Below are 14,267 nucleotides of genomic sequence, written 5' to 3'. Positions count from 1 at the left end.
CCCGGTGCCCTCCGCCACCGCCGTGCGCATCGTCGACGCCGCGCTGGAGGTCCTCGGCACCGGCGGCATCCATGCGCTGAGCCACGCCCGGGTCGATGCGGCCGCCGCTCTGCCGTCCGGGTCGACCTCGAACTACTTCCGGACCCGCGCGGCCCTGGTCGCCGCCACAGTCGACCGGCTGCAGCAGTTCGACGAGCAGCAGTGGCAGGCCACTCAGTTCGCGGACCGGCCGGCGAGCGTCACCGAGCTCGCCGACGCGTTCGCCGCCTTCGTCGAGGCCGCCACCGGCCCGCAGCGGACGATCACGGTGGCCCGGTACGTCATCTACGTCCAGGGCGTGGTCGAGCCCGCCCTGCTGGAGACCCTCAACGCCAACCGCCGCCGGGTCACCGACTGGACCGCGGGCATCCTGGACGACCTGGGCGTGCCGGATGCCGCCGACGTCGCCGCGACCCTGCTGGCCGCCGTCGAAGGCCTGATCCTGCACCGCCTCACCGGCTTCGCCGCCGTCCCGCCCGGCCCACACCTGCGCCGGCTGCTCGCCGCGGCGGCCTGAAACCGGCGGCGCCTGAAACCAGCGCCGCCTGAAACCAGCTGCTCCCTGCGGCAGGCTGACCGTCAGGTCGCGGCGACGACGACCTCGATGCCGGCCCGGCGCAGCGCGTCCACATCGGCCGGGGCGGCGCTGGAGTCGGTGACCAGGGTGGCCACGTCGGTGACGGCGCAGATGCGGGCCAGGCAGACCTTGCCGACCTTCGACCCGTCGGCGACCACGATGACCCGGTCGGCGCGGTGGATCATCTGCGCGTTGGTGTTCGCCTCGATCTCGTCGTGGGTGGTGAGGCCGCCGCGGGCGCTGATCCCGTCGACGCCGACCACCGCCACCGCGAAGTTGAGGTTGGCCAGGGCCTGGTCGGCGATCGGGCCGACCATCTCGTACGACTGGGTGCGCGACACCCCGCCGGTCATGACCAGCTTCAACCGCGGCCGCAGAGCGAGCTCGGCGGCGATGTTGAGCGCGTTGGTCACCACGGTGAGGTCGACCCGCTCGGCCAGCAGCCGGGACAGGAAGTGCGTGGTGGTGCCGCCGTTGAGCCCGAGCGACAACGGGCCTTTCGGCAGCATGCGGAACACGGTCTGCGCGATCAGCAGCTTCTGCTCGCGGTGCTGCCCGGACCGGAACCGCACCGGCAGCTCGTAGTCGGAGTCGGCGGCGACCGCTCCGCCGTGCGCCCGGGACAGCAGCCGCTGATCCTCGAGGAGCTGCAGGTCGCGCCGGATGGTCGCCTGGGAGACGGCGAACCGGTCGGCCAGCTGGGCGGCGTTGACCGAACCCTGCTGCGAGATCTGTTCCAGGATCGCCGACACCCGGTCGGCTCGGCGCAGGGTGCTCATGGCCGTCACGCTAGCAAACGCGCATCCTGAAATGCTCACTTGTGCGCGGACGCTTGTCATCCGAAAACAAACGCGCAAACACTGTCCGCATGAGCGCCACCGCTGAAGAGATCGCCAGCCAGCCCGACGTCTGGGAGCAGGCCCTGCGCCGGGTCGCTGAAGCCCGCGCCGCATTGGCCGCGCCGGGGGAGCGGGTGCTGTTCCTGGGCTGCGGCACCTCATGGTTCGTCGCGCAGAGCCTCGCCGAGCTGCGGGAGGACGCCGGCCTCGGGGAGAGCGACGCCGTGTGCGCGTCGGAGTACCGCTCGCGCCGCCGCTACGATCGGGTCGTCGCGATCACCCGCTCCGGCACCTCCACCGAGGTCCTCGAAGCGCTGCACCAGGTCCCGGACGGCATCCGCCGGGTCGCCGTGACCGCGGTCGCCGGGATGCCGGTCGACGACCTCACCCACACCCGGCTGCTGCTGGACCTCGCCGACGAGCGCAGCGTCGTGCAGACCCGCTTCCCGACCACCGTGCTGGTCCTGGCCCGGGCCGCGTTCGGCGAAGACCTGAGCCGGGTGGCGGCCGACGGCTGGGCGGCGCTGCAGGCCCCGCTGCCCGCCGACCCCGCCGCGATCGAGCATCTGGTCTTCCTCGGCACCGGGTGGACGGTCGGGCTCGCCCACGAGGCGGCTCTCAAGGTGCGCGAGGCGGCCCAGGCGTACTCCGAGTCCTACCCGGCGAAGGACTTCCGGCACGGTCCGGTGGCCGTGGCGAACTCCCGCAGCCTGGTCTTCTCGTTCGGCGACGTCCCCGCCGACCTGGACGACACTGCTCGATCGGCCGGCGCGATCGCGTACCGCGACCAGCGTGATCCGCTGGCCCAGCTGGTGCTCGCCCAGCGGTTCGCGGTGGCCCTGGCCGCGCACCGCGGCCTCGGCCCGGACCGTCCACGCCTGCTGACCCGCTCGGTGGTCCGCCAATGATCATCACGGTCACGTTGAATCCCGCACTGGACCTCACCTACACGGTCGGTGAGCTCGTCCGGCACGGCACGCACCGGGTCGAGACGATGGCCGAGCGGCCCGGCGGCAAGGGACTCAACGTGGCCGCGGTGCTGCACCTGCTCGGCGAACCGGTCGTCGCCACCGGCCTGCTCGGCGGCGTCACCGGCACCCGGATCCGCGGTCTCCTCGGCGAGGCGGGCATCAGCGCCGAGTTCACGCCGATCGCGGGGGAGACCCGCCGCACGGTCGCGGTCGTCGACGCCACCGACGCCACCGGCTTCTGGGAACCCGGCCCGCAGGTCAGCGGTCCCGAGTGGGCGGCCTTCGCCGACCGGTTCCGGGCGCTGATCGCGCCCGGCGACGTGGTCACCCTCAGCGGTTCGCTGCCGCCGGGCATTCCGGAGGACGGGTACGCCCACCTGATCCGGATCGCCGCCGAGGCGGGTGCGGCCACCGTGCTCGACACCAGCGGCCCCGCCCTGCGGCACGGCCTGGCCGCCGGCCCGGACCTGGCCAAACCCAACACCGCCGAACTCGCCGACCTGGCACCCGGCGACACCCGCGGCGCCCGCGCGGTGGTGGTGTCGCACGGTCCCGGCGGCCTGCACGCGCAGACCCCCGACGGCGCCTGGCAGGCCACCCCGCCCCAGCAGCTCACCGGCAACCCGACCGGCGCCGGGGACGCCTGCGTCGCGGCCCTTGCCCGCGGCCTGCGCGACCGCACACCGTGGCCGCAGCTGCTCGCCGACGCCGTCGCGCTGTCGGCCGCCGCGGTCGTCGCACCGGTCGCCGGCACCGCCGATCTCGACACCTACGCACGACTGCGTCCCGCGGTCACCGTGCGCCGCGCCTGAGAGGAACCACTCCGTGTTCGTACCCACCGGCGAGATCGTCGCGGCGGCCCGGAACGCCGGCGCCGGGATCGGCGCCTTCAACGTCATCACCGTCGAGCACGCCGAAGCGGTGGTCACCGGCGCGGAAGCCGCCGGCCGGCCGGTCATCCTGCAGATCAGCGAGAACGCGGTGCGGTTCCACCACGGCCGGCTCGCGCCGATCGCCACCGCCGCGCGCTGCGTCGCCGAGGCGTCGAGCGTGCCCGTCGGTCTGCACCTCGACCACGTCACCTCCGACGAACTGCTCGACCAGGCCGCGGCCAACGGCTTCGGGTCGGTCATGTACGACGCGTCCCAGCGCCCGTACGAGCAGAACCTGACCGCCACGGCCGACGCCGTACGCCGGGCGCACCGCCAGGGGCTGTGGGTGGAGAGCGAGCTGGGCGAGATCGGCGGCAAGGACGGTGCGCACGCGCCGGGCGTACGCACCGATCCCGACGAGGCCGCCACCTACGTTGCCGCCACCGGCGTGGACGCGCTCGCCGTGGCGGTCGGCTCCTCGCACGCCATGGCGACCCGGACCGCGCGCCTCGACCACGACCTGATCACCCGCCTGCGGGACGCCGTGCCGGTGCCGCTGGTGCTGCACGGCTCGTCCGGCGTGCCGGACGACGAGCTGATCGCCGCGGTCCGCTGCGGCATGGTCAAAATCAACATCGGCACGGCGCTGAACAGCGCCTTCACCGCGGCGGTACGGCAGCGGCTGGACGGCGACACCGCGCTCACCGATCCCCGCAAGTATCTGGCGCCCGCGCGTGACGCGATGGCCGGCACGGTGGCGGCAGCCCTACGCGTGCTGGGGAGTTAGCCCCACCGACACCGGCTTCCGCACGGCTGAGGATCGATGACAACGACCTCGACCGGCAGGAGACCTCCCATGGCGACGACGATGTCCCGGCGTACCGTGCTGGCCGGAACCGCGGCCGGCGTGCTCGGCGCAACCATCGGCGCGGGCCGATCCGAAGCGGCGGCGGGCGGCGTCACGGCAGTCACCGGCGTGACCGTTTTCGACGCGGTCGGCGGCGTCCGGCGCGGCCAGAACGTGCTGGTGCGCGGCGACCGCGTCCTCGACGCCGGCGACCTGCGGCGGGTCCCGGTGCCGCACGGCGCGCGGGTGGTCGACGGTCGCGGGAAGTTCTTGATCCCGGGCCTCGCCGACATGCACACGCACGCCACCGAGATCGACCCCAGAGACCCTGAGCTGTACGCGGTGAACGGCGTCACGACCGTACGCCAGATGTCCTCGAGCGACGCCGTGCGCGAGTGGCGCGCGCAGATCGCCGCCGGCGCCCGGCTGGGCCCGCAGTTGATCGTCGGCAGCGCCATCGTGGACGGCGCGCCCTCGCTCTGGGAAGGTCTCGGCGTGCCGCACCTCGCGGTCGCCGACGCCGCGCAGGCCCGGGCGGCGGTCCGCGAGCAGGCCGCGGCCGGCGCCGACTTCATCAAGACCTACACGCGCCTGACCAGCGGATCCTTCCACGCGATCGCCGCCGAGGCGGACCGGCTGGGCATCCCGTTCCTCGGGCACGTGCCCGACTTCGTGCCGGTCACCGACGCCAGTGACGCCGGGCTGCGCAGCATCGAGCACCTCTTCGAGTTCTGGTACGACACCTCGCGCGACGAACGGCGGCTGCGCCGCGAGATCGCCCGGATCAAGGTCGCCGGCGGCGATTACGCCGGCTGGTTCACCGGCCTGCACCCGATCGAGTACGCGGCCGCGCGCACCTACGACCGCGACAAGGCGGCCCGGGTCTTCGAGCGGCTGGCCCGCAACGGAACGCACGTGACACCCACCCTGACCGTGCACTGGACCTGCGACGTTCCGCAGGACGTGCCGCACGACGATCCACGTTTCCGGTATGCCAGCGCGGACACGCTCGGGTACTGGCAGTGGGCGACCGAGAACATCTACCTGAAGGGGCGCACCCCGCGGGAGAGCGCCGAACGCCGCGAGTTGTTCGTCCGGCGGCTGCGCCTCGCGGGTGCGCTGGCGCGGGCCGGGGTGCCGCTGATGACCGGAACCGATCTCGGCACGGCGTATCTGATGCCCGGCTTCAGCGTGCACGACGAGCTGCGGCTGCTGGTGCACGCCGGGCTGACCCCGGCGCAGGCGCTGCGGGCGGCGACGTACGAGCCGGCCCGGCACCTCGGCCATCGCGACCGGGGCACGATCGCGCGCGGCAACGTCGCCGATCTGGTGCTGCTCGACGCGAACCCGCTGCGCGACATCGGCAACACCACGCAGATCGACAGCGTCTTCGTCCGCGGGGAGCTCATCGACCCGGCCACCCGCCAGCGGATCCTCGCCGAGATCGAGGCCGCCGTGCAGAACAAGCCGTCCACCGGTGCGGTTCCCGCCGCGGTGGGTTGCGCCTGCGGGCGATAGTCCGGCCCATGTCGCGGCGGCCTTTCGAGCCAGGCGGCTTACAGGTAGCTGTAACCGAGCGTGGCGATGTCCCGGACCGACGACGGGTTCCTGCCGGGGGCGAACGGGCGCATCGTCTCGGTGTTGTCGACGACCCCCGAGGTGGAGCCGCGCGGCTGGTAGGTGTCGAGTCCGCGGTTGCTCTGCCACAGCCACCACAGGCGGTCGATGTTGCAGTGGTGCAGCCAGAAGGCCGGGTCGTTCGGCGCCTCCCGGGTCGCCATGTGGCCGCCGACGTAGTTGTGCACGCGGTTGTGCAGCTCGATCTCGTTGCGGTTGCGGTAGCTGTTGGAGACCGAGGAGTTCCACGGCGACTGGTCGTAAACCGTACGGCTCTGGACGTTGTTCACCGTGCTGGTCGTGGGACGTGACGCGTTCTGCCCCACCCGGCGCTGGAGGAAGCTGGTGGCGAGACTGCTCCGGTAGATCGACCAACCCCAGTTCGGGCTGAAGTTGCCACTGGAGACGCTGCCGTTGGTGATCGAGCCGAGGAAGTCCGCGGTGAACGGCGACGTCGATCCGGTCCAGTCCCAATACGGAAGGAACAGATTCGGGTTCCCGCTGACCGTCTGGAGATCGAACTCGAGCAGCCGCAGATATTCGCGATGCCACGGGAAGAACGACGGTGACTGGTGTGCGTGACTGATGTTGTCAGAGGTGCGCGAGAAATAGGTGATGTGCTGGTCGATGTACCAGTTGTAGTTCCGCCCGTTGGCGGAGGTGGTCTTGAACTGGCGGAGCGCATTGACGAATGCGGTCTTCTCCGCCGGGGTCAACGTGCTGATGCTCTTACGTACGGCCATCGGTCAGTCGCCTCTCAGATGGAGAAATCAGTGCTGGTGCGCTTTCGCGGCCTCGTCACTGATCCCGATGTCACCCAGGATGTCGACGACTTTGCGAGCCAGTTTCCGCAGACCGTCCCGGTTCCGGACGTCGTTGATCTCGACCGGGTCGTAGTGGTTGATCGCGCTGATGTAGCCGAGCCCCACATGCTCCGGCGAACCGTCCTCCGGCACGAACAGGGTGGTGACGAGCGTGAGCGCGAGCTTCTTGTTGTCGATGTGCAGCTCGTCCCGGTCGCGGCCGAGGTGCCGGCCCCTGATCTTCCGGCCCTTGTATTTCTCGTCGAAGTCACGGGGGTCGCGTGGGTCACGTGGCCCAGCCGGCGCGGCGGCGGACTCCTCGGTGGCCAGGCCCGGGGCGGCTACCAATGCGGTGGTGGCAGTCACTGCCCCGGCTGCGCTGTAGCGCAGAACGTCACGACGTTTCATTTCGGCCATAATGAACCTCATTCGAAAGCGATCAGCGTTCGTCATTCGCCATTTCGGCGTTCGCTCATGGAACCACAGGAATGCCGGTCCGACAGTGGGATCGGCCCCGCCTCGGGCGCATGTCCGGCGTGATGTGGCCGAACGTACCAACGGTGGATTATCGGTACGGTTTCCGAACGCGTCACCAGAGCAGTCTTTCGGGTGAATATCACCACGGTGTGTCGTTTCCCTGCGCCGCACCGGTCCGTGGCACCGCCGCTGATCCGGGCGGTTCCGGGGGTAGGATCGAGGCACGGCACCGCAAATTCGGCGGCGGAGCCGAACCATATTCGACCACTCAGATGATTGGCGTGATCGGCCATGACCGTATTTCTCCGGAAAGAGAATCGGGCTCGGAAAGCCAAGCGGTCGTTCGCTGTTCTGGTGGCGGCCGCCGCGATGGTGGGCGTCGCCGTCTCGGCCGGTGCTGCCCCCGTCAGTCCGAATGCCTCGGCCGCCCCGAATGCCTCGGCCGCCCCGACTGCGTCGGCGGCCCCGGCCGTGCCGCGTGCCGGGTTCTACGAGCAGTACCGCGGGCACCACATCATGGGCTGGGGTCTCGACGACGCGGCGTGCGCCTACATCGACGGCGTCCAGCTGGTGCTCTACCCGGAAGGCGCGGGTTGGTACCGCAGCGCGTTACAGGCCTACCGGAAGGAGCGTGGCCTGCGCGCCATCACCAAGGCTTCGGTGCGGATGCTCGGCGAGCTGGACATGGCAGCTCCGGCCGATCAGGTGCCGGGCTGCCCGGTCCTGGTCGCCGACCGTAGGTCGGCCCCCGGCGGGTACTGATCGCCGCGGTCGCAGCCGGCTGCGCCTGCGGGCGATAGATGGGGCCCTTGCGGGGTATTGGAGGCGCTATGAACACCAACACCATCGTTCGGACCGCACTGCCCGTCGTGACCAGCGCCGCCACCGCCTGGGTGATGAAGAAGACCCGGCTGCCGGGCCTGGCGGCGCCGCTGGTCAGCCTGGCGGTCGGCGCGGCCGTGGCCAAGGCCGCACAGCGGATCCGCTGACCCGGCGCGCGACCCGGACGCCGGTGCGGACCAGGGCTTCGGGCACCGGGGACGGCAACCGTCGCAGCGGCAGCCGGGCCGGTTCCGGCACGGTCGCCGACGACGGCGGAGCGCCTGCGGTGTACGCCTGGCGCAGCTGCGCGCGGACCGCCTCGGTGCCGTAGCGGGCCAGCAACTGCGTCCGTGCTCCGGCCAGGTCCAGCGCCGCGAAGCGGGCCTTCAGTTCGCGGTAGGCGGCGACGATGACGGCGGGATCGTCGGTCGGCTCGAACAGCGCGCCGGCCAGGTCCTCGATGCCGTCCAGGGTCTCGGCCGGGCCCTCGCTGCGGGCCACCAGCACCGGGGTGCCGGTTGCTACGGCCTCGACCACCGTCATGCCGAACGTCTCGCGACGGCTCGCGTGCACCAGCAGGTCGTGCTCATGCAGCAGCGCGGTGACCTGCTCCGGCGGTACCGGTGGCCGCCGGATGACCCGGTCGGCCCAGCGCTGCGGTGGAGTCGGGTCAGCGTCGGGCCGGGCCCGGCACTCGGCGAGGCGCCGGTCGATCTCGGCATCGAGCGGGCCGCCGCCGACCAGGGTGAGGGTGACCCGCGGATCCTCGGCGGCGACCCGGGCGAAGGCGCCGAGCAGGGTCAGCACGCCTTTGTGCTCCATCATCCGGCCCAGGTAGAGCCAGCGCAGCGGCTCGCGGGGTGGCTCGGCGCGGACCGCGAACCGGTCGAAGTCGATGGCGTTGGGCACGATCCGCAGCTTGCCGGCGTGCTCCGGGAAGATGCCCGCGAGTTGGTCGCGCAGCGCACGGCCGACGCAGAGCACGGCGTCGGCGCGGGCCAGCATGGCGGCATACCGGCGCTGCACGCCGGGCTGCGCGAAGGCCAGAGCCAGGAAAGTGGCGTGCTCGGTGACCACGATCCGGGCGTCCGGGCGGGCCAGCCGCGCGGCGACCACCCCGCCCATCAGGCCGGTGTGCGCGTGCACCACGGGTGCCTCGATCCGGCCGGTGGGCAGGGCCGCCCGCAACGCCCGGGTCTGTTCGTCGGCGTACGCCAGGTAGTCGCCGCCTCCCGGGGTCGGGGTGGCGACACGGGCGAGTTCGCCCTCGGCGGTGTCCAGGACGACGGTGTTGCCGGAGCGCAGCGCCTGGCGTTCCGCGGCGACGCCCAGCAGCTGCCCGGGCAGCCGGCCGGGTGAGTAGAACCAGCTCTGCGTGTGCAGGACCGACACCCGCGCGAAGTCGCCGGTGACCGCGGCGGTGGCGGCCTGCACGAAGGCGCCGGCGAACGGGTCGTCCGGCGACGGATACCACGGGGTGAGCACGGCCAGGTCGGCCGGTTGCGGGCGGCGGGCCGGGTCGGCGGAGGGTTCCAGCAGGACGCCGGGGCGGCCGGTGGCGTACGCCTCGGCCAGCGCTTCCGGGTCTCCGGCGTACAACGTCCCGGCTGCCGCGATGAGCGGCCGCGCGGCCCGCGGCGTGCGCACCCGCCGCAGGGTCACACCCGGGGGGATCGGTACGCCGTCCCACTCCGAACCGGCGGTGGTGACCAGGGTGACCGGCGTGCCGTCGGCGGCCAGCTGCGCGGTGTGGGCGACGGCCGCGCGCACGCGCCGGCCGCCCAGCGCCAGGTAGGTGACATCCATCTCGACGGCAGACGGTATTCACGCCGGGCGGACGGCAGATGACGCGGCCATGGCGGCTGGATGTATTGATGCTGCGGGCCGGTGCCGGGCGCGGAAACCGCTCATACACTCGCGCCATCATGAGTAGCGATCGGGTCGTCATGCTGGTCGACAACGGTGTTCACGGTGATTCCCGGGTGCAGAAGACGGCCCGCTCGGTCGCCGAGGCGGGGTGGGACGTCACCCTGCTCGGCTGCTCGCCCACCGCGGAGGAGCAGCAGTGGACCCTCGGCCCGGCCCGGGTGCGGCTGCTGCCGATGGGCGGCGACCGGTCCGGCGCGATCCGGCAGCGGCTGGTCCGCCGCGGTGGCCGGCTGCTGCGGGCGGCCCGGCTGGCGCGCCGGCCGGTGGAGCGCGCCCAGGTCGGGTTCTGGCGGGCGGTGCACGGTGACCGGGCCTGGCGCCGGCTCGAACCGGGCCTGTGGAGCTATGAGCGAGCCTTCGGCGAGGTGATCGACGAGCTGGACGCCGACCTGATCCACGCCCACGACTTCCGGATGCTGGGCGTCGGCGCGCGGGCGGCCCGGCGTGCGCGCGAGGCCGGCCGGGACGTCAAGCTGGTGTACGACGCGCACGAGTTCCTGCCCGGCGCGCGGCCGCGCCGCGACAACGCCCGCTGGCTGCCCGCCCACCTCGGTTACGAGCGGGAGTACGTGGGAGACGCCGACACGGTGATCACGGTGTCCGAGACGCTCGCCGGGATGCTGCAGCGCGAACACCGGCTGGCCGAGCGGCCCGCGGTGGTGCTGAACGCGCCGGAGACCACCGGCGGCGAGGCGGTGCCCGATCTGCGCGCGCTGTGCGGTGTCGGCGCAGCGACGCCGCTGCTGGTGTACAGCGGGTCCGCGTCGCCGCAGCGCGGGCTGGCCACGGTCGTCGAGGCGCTGCCCCTGCTGCCGGAGGTGCACCTGGCGCTGGTGGTCGGCGATCCGGCGGCGCCGCACATCACCGCGCTGACCGCCGCGGAACGGGTGCACGCGGTGCCGTACGTGCCGCCCGCGCAGGTCCCGCGATTCCTGTCCGCCGCCGACATCGGGGTGATCCCGATCCACCACTGGGTGAACCACGAGATCGCGCTGGTCACCAAGTTCTTCGAGTACTCGCACGCCCGGCTGCCGATCGTGGTCAGCGACGTGCGGACGATGGCCGAGACAGTCCGCGCCACCGGTCAGGGCGAGGTGTTCCGGGCGAAGGACGCCGCTGACTTCGCGCGCGCGGTGCGTACCGTCCTGGCGGATCCGCAGCGCTACCGGGCGGTGTACGACGGGCCGGACAGCCCGCTGCCGGGCTGGACCTGGGAGGCGCAGGCCGAGAAGCTGGCCGGCCTCTACCGCTCGTTGCTGGGCGTGACGCAGCAGAGCAGCCGATGAACCGGCCGGACGTCTCGGTGGTGGTGGCGGTCTACAACGCCATGCCGTACCTGCGGGAATGCCTCACGTCGCTGGCCGGGCAGACGATCGGGGCGTCCCGGATGCAGATCGTCGCGGTCGACGACGGCTCCACCGACGGCGGCGCCGCGGAACTGGACCGCTTCGACCGCCGGCATCCCGGCCTGTTCACCGTGATTCATCAGCCGAACTCCGGTGGGCCGGCGGTGCCGTTCAACCGCGGGCTGGACGCTGCCACCGGCCGCTACGTGTTCTTCATCGGCGCGGATGACCATCTCGGCCCGGAAGCGTTGGAACGGCTGGTGGCGGCCGCCGACGACTACGAGTCGGATGTTGTCCTCGGCCGGGTGGTCGGCGTCAACAGCCGCCACATTTATCAGGACATTTTCGCGCGTACCGAAACTGATCTTGATCTTTTCGAATCGCCGTTGCCGCGGTCGCTGGCCAACACCAAGCTGTTCCGGCGGGAGTTGCTCGACCGGCACGCGATCCGTTACCGCGAGGACATGCGGATCGGCAGTGACCTGCCGTTCACGCTGGAGGCCTGCTATCGGGCACGGCGGATCTCGGTGCTGGCCGATTATGATTACTACTTCGCGGTGCGGCGGTTCGAGGCCACCAACATCACCTATCTGAGCCGGCACGGGCTGCGGGTGGAGACCGCGGAGAAGGTGATGGACTTCGTGGCCGGCCTGATCGGGCCGGGCAAACAGCGCGACGCGATCATGGTGCGGCGCTTCGACCACGAGATCGCCCGGCTGGTCGAGGACGACCTGCTGCACCTCGACCGGCCGGCGCAGCAGCGCGTGCATGCCGGTGTGGGCCGGATGGCCGCGGAGCATCTCACCGACGACATCGCCGAGCAGTTGGCTGCGGAGACCCGGATCCGGCTGGCGGTGGCCCGGGACGGCTCGCTCGACGACCTGCTGGCCGTGATCCGCCAGGATGCGGAGGTCGGCGTGCCGGCCACTGTCGTCCGGAACGGCCGGCGCTACGCGCAGTACCCCGGCTTCGGCCGGCTGCCGGACGCCTGCTTCGACGTGACCCGCTCGCCCGACTGGCCGGTGAAACTCGACGCCACCGCGATCGGCTGGGACGGCGACGATCTGACGATCACCGCCCGCGGTGGGGGTGCGACGGCGTTGAGCGTCAGCGCCGAGGAGATCCCAGCGCGGGTCTCGGTGGCCGGTGACACCGTGCGGATCCGGTTCAGCGTTGCCGAGCTCCTCGCCCGCAGCGCGGTGACCGGCCAGCGGCGCGCGTTGTCGGCCCAGCCGGGCACGTTCGACCCCACCCGGGCAGTGGGCAAGCAGAGCGCCACCGGCGCTGCGGGTGCGGCCGCAGTGCGAGCCCCGGGCGTACGCATGCCGGCCCCGGCCATGCGCCGCCACGGCACCCGCCTGTTCGTCGTGATGCCCGCCGTGGACGCCTCAGGCCGGCTGATGATCTCGGTGGTGCCGCTGACCGCCCAGCGGGTCACGGCCCGCTTGCTGCGCGCGCTGCGCCGCTGATGCCGAATTTTTGAAACGGTTGTGAGCCCACCCGTCCGGCCTCGCAGCCGCGCGCCGTCCGGTCGATCCACCCGGGCCGTTCCTCGTCCCCGTCGTAGCGTGCGTGCGCGGCGGCTCGTGGGTGCGGGCCGCCGCTCAGGCGTGCTTCCTGGGCGCGGATTGGTGCCTGGCTGGCGGCTGGTGGGTGTGGGCCGCCGTTGAGGCGTGCTTCCCGGGCGCGGATTGGTGCCTGGTTGGCGGCTGGTGGGTGTGGGCCGCCGTTGAGGCGTGCTTCCTGGGCGCGGATTGGTGCCTGGCTGGCGGCTGGTGGGTGTGGGCCGCCGTTGAGGCGTGCTTCCCGGGCGCGGATTCGTGCCTGGTTGGCGGCTGGTGGGTGTGGGCCGCCGTTGAGGCGTGCTTCCCGGGTGCGGATTCGTGCCTGGTTGGCGGCTGGTGGGTGTGGGCCGCCGTTGAGGCGTGCTTCCTGGGCGCGGATTCGTGCCTGGTTGGCGGCTGGTGGGTGTGGGCCGCCGTTGAGGCGTGCTTCCTGGGCGCGGATTCGTGCCTGGTTGGCGGCTGGTGGGTGTGGGCCGCCGTTGAGGCGTGCTTCCTGGGCGCGGATTCGTGCCTGGTCGGCGGCTGGTGGGTGCGGGCCGCCGCTGAGGCGTGCTTCCCGGGCGCGGATTCGTGCCTGGCTGGCGGCTGGTGGGTGCGGGCCGCCGTTCAGGCATGCTTCCCTGGACCGGAACGTGGTCGTGGGCGCCGGCCCGGAACGGCACTCAGAGCCGGTCAGGCAATCGGGCTGGCTGTGAGGGCTGTTTCGGAAGGCGGGATACGACACTCAGCGCCAGCTGGACAGCGGCGCTACTTGCCGGCTGGGTACGGGCTGAACGGCTTGTTCAGCACCTGGCGCACCGCGGCCTCGTCGAAGTCCTCGCCGAGGAAGCGGTACAGCGCGCGGATGTTCTCCAGAGAGTCGTCGATCTCGTCGTAGAAGAAGTGGAAGTGCCGCTCGTCGTCGGCGATGGCCAGCAGCCGCTCGTCGGCGTCGCGGATCTTCGCCTCGGCGTCGCGGACCTTGACCCACCAGGCGCTGCGGGCCACGGCGGCCGGGTCGCGGTGGTTGATGACGATCCGGGAGCGGGGGAACGCGTCGAGCAGGAAGTCCAGGTATTCCTGCAGGTCGGCCATGTGCAGCGGGGTGTAGCGGATCTCTTTGAAGCCGAGCACCCGGTCGCCGGGTTCGGGGCGCAGCACGTTCTGCACGAAGTTGCTGACCAGCCCGGCCCGGTACGCGTGCTCGCGTACCCGTGGCGTGCCGTACCAGGAGCTCTGCGGCTTGAGGTCCTCGGCGCTGGAGAATTTCTCGCAGGCTTTCGTGACGGCGGCGTCGGCCTGGTAGAGCCGGTAGAGCGTGTTGTAGTTCTCGCCGCGGATCCGGTAGCCCGGGATGGCGTTGAGGATGCCCATCAGCAGCGTCGAGCCGGACCGGCCGTACGTGACGACGAAGACGTAGCTGTAGTCGCCGACCAGCCCGGTGGTGCGCATGACGGCGTGCAGTCGCTTGCGCAGCAGGCGCGAACCTCCGCGGCGCAGCGGGGAGAGGATCTGCCGCACTGGTCGCGGGACTCGTTCACGCATGTTGCACTCCTGTCAACGCCTCGGGCCGCCCGCACGCTA

Annotated in this window: 14 protein-coding genes; 9 read left to right on the top strand and 5 right to left on the bottom strand. The window is 71.8% G+C overall.

Annotated elements, in window-relative coordinates:
- Nucleotides 1–4 precede the first annotated feature (4 nt).
- On the top strand, nucleotides 5–556 hold the full coding sequence (locus OHA21_RS20670) for a TetR/AcrR family transcriptional regulator (protein WP_328475956.1): 552 nt from the start codon (nucleotides 5–7) through the stop codon (nucleotides 554–556).
- 62 nt (nucleotides 557–618) lie between these two features.
- On the opposite strand, the gene OHA21_RS20665 is transcribed toward OHA21_RS20670, so the two are convergent.
- The gene (locus OHA21_RS20665) at nucleotides 619–1,395 is read right to left on the bottom strand and encodes a DeoR/GlpR family DNA-binding transcription regulator (protein WP_328475953.1); all 777 of its coding nucleotides are present in this window, start codon (nucleotides 1,393–1,395) and stop codon (nucleotides 619–621) included.
- Nucleotides 1,396–1,484: 89 nt separating this feature from the next.
- Between OHA21_RS20665 and OHA21_RS20660 the strand changes: the two genes are divergently transcribed.
- The 4 genes from OHA21_RS20660 (at nucleotide 1,485) to OHA21_RS20645 (ending at nucleotide 5,663) form a co-directional block, all read left to right on the top strand.
- The gene (locus OHA21_RS20660; protein ID WP_328475951.1) at nucleotides 1,485–2,363 is read left to right on the top strand and encodes an SIS domain-containing protein; all 879 of its coding nucleotides are present in this window, start codon (nucleotides 1,485–1,487) and stop codon (nucleotides 2,361–2,363) included.
- On the top strand, nucleotides 2,360–3,238 hold the full coding sequence (locus tag OHA21_RS20655) for a 1-phosphofructokinase family hexose kinase (protein ID WP_328475949.1): 879 nt from the start codon (nucleotides 2,360–2,362) through the stop codon (nucleotides 3,236–3,238). Before OHA21_RS20660 ends, OHA21_RS20655 begins: the two co-directional genes overlap by 4 nt.
- A 13-nt stretch (nucleotides 3,239–3,251) precedes the next feature.
- On the top strand, nucleotides 3,252–4,085 hold the full coding sequence (locus tag OHA21_RS20650; RefSeq protein WP_328475947.1) for a class II fructose-bisphosphate aldolase: 834 nt from the start codon (nucleotides 3,252–3,254) through the stop codon (nucleotides 4,083–4,085).
- Nucleotides 4,086–4,154: 69 nt separating this feature from the next.
- Nucleotides 4,155–5,663: an amidohydrolase family protein gene (locus OHA21_RS20645; protein ID WP_328475945.1), complete on the top strand. Its 1,509-nt coding sequence runs from the start codon at nucleotides 4,155–4,157 to the stop codon at nucleotides 5,661–5,663.
- A 38-nt stretch (nucleotides 5,664–5,701) separates the two neighbouring features.
- Here the strand turns inward: OHA21_RS20645 and OHA21_RS20640 are convergent, their stop codons facing one another.
- Both OHA21_RS20640 and OHA21_RS20635 read right to left on the bottom strand, forming a co-directional pair.
- Nucleotides 5,702–6,505 (bottom strand): tyrosinase family protein, encoded by an 804-nt coding sequence (locus OHA21_RS20640; RefSeq protein WP_328475943.1) that lies wholly within the window; start codon nucleotides 6,503–6,505, stop codon nucleotides 5,702–5,704.
- Between the two features lie 27 nt (nucleotides 6,506–6,532).
- On the bottom strand, nucleotides 6,533–6,973 hold the full coding sequence (locus OHA21_RS20635; RefSeq protein ID WP_328475941.1) for a tyrosinase family oxidase copper chaperone: 441 nt from the start codon (nucleotides 6,971–6,973) through the stop codon (nucleotides 6,533–6,535).
- A 360-nt stretch (nucleotides 6,974–7,333) separates the two neighbouring features.
- On the opposite strand from OHA21_RS20635, the gene OHA21_RS20630 reads away from it, so the two are divergent.
- Entirely contained in the window at nucleotides 7,334–7,804 is a 471-nt protein-coding gene (locus OHA21_RS20630) for a tyrosinase family oxidase copper chaperone (RefSeq protein WP_328475939.1), read from the top strand.
- A gap of 68 nt (nucleotides 7,805–7,872) precedes the next feature.
- Entirely contained in the window at nucleotides 7,873–8,031 is a 159-nt protein-coding gene (locus tag OHA21_RS20625) for a hypothetical protein (RefSeq protein ID WP_328475937.1), read from the top strand.
- Here the strand turns inward: OHA21_RS20625 and OHA21_RS20620 are convergent.
- Nucleotides 7,979–9,670 carry a glycosyltransferase family 4 protein gene (locus OHA21_RS20620; RefSeq protein WP_328475935.1) on the bottom strand — a complete coding sequence of 564 codons (1,692 nt, stop codon included), beginning with the start codon at nucleotides 9,668–9,670 and terminating at the stop codon, nucleotides 7,979–7,981. The two genes, OHA21_RS20625 and OHA21_RS20620, sit on opposite strands and share 53 nt — an antisense overlap.
- Before the next feature lie 119 nt (nucleotides 9,671–9,789).
- On the opposite strand from OHA21_RS20620, the gene OHA21_RS20615 reads away from it, so the two are divergent.
- Together OHA21_RS20615 and OHA21_RS20610 are read left to right on the top strand one after the other, a co-directional pair.
- On the top strand, nucleotides 9,790–11,079 hold the full coding sequence (locus OHA21_RS20615) for a glycosyltransferase family 4 protein (protein ID WP_328475933.1): 1,290 nt from the start codon (nucleotides 9,790–9,792) through the stop codon (nucleotides 11,077–11,079).
- On the top strand, nucleotides 11,076–12,608 hold the full coding sequence (locus OHA21_RS20610; RefSeq protein WP_328475931.1) for a glycosyltransferase family 2 protein: 1,533 nt from the start codon (nucleotides 11,076–11,078) through the stop codon (nucleotides 12,606–12,608). The genes OHA21_RS20615 and OHA21_RS20610 overlap by 4 nt, the downstream gene beginning before the upstream one ends.
- A gap of 843 nt (nucleotides 12,609–13,451) precedes the next feature.
- On the opposite strand, the gene OHA21_RS20605 is transcribed toward OHA21_RS20610, so the two are convergent.
- The gene (locus OHA21_RS20605) at nucleotides 13,452–14,228 is read right to left on the bottom strand and encodes a sulfotransferase family protein (RefSeq protein ID WP_328475929.1); all 777 of its coding nucleotides are present in this window, start codon (nucleotides 14,226–14,228) and stop codon (nucleotides 13,452–13,454) included.
- Between the last annotated feature and the right edge of the window lie 39 nt (nucleotides 14,229–14,267).

The sequence above is a fragment of the Actinoplanes sp. NBC_00393 genome, from assembly GCF_036053395.1.
Classification (GTDB): domain Bacteria; phylum Actinomycetota; class Actinomycetes; order Mycobacteriales; family Micromonosporaceae; genus Actinoplanes.
The sequence above is the reverse complement of the archived record's forward strand: the minus strand, read 5'-3'. Positions and strand labels throughout refer to the sequence as shown.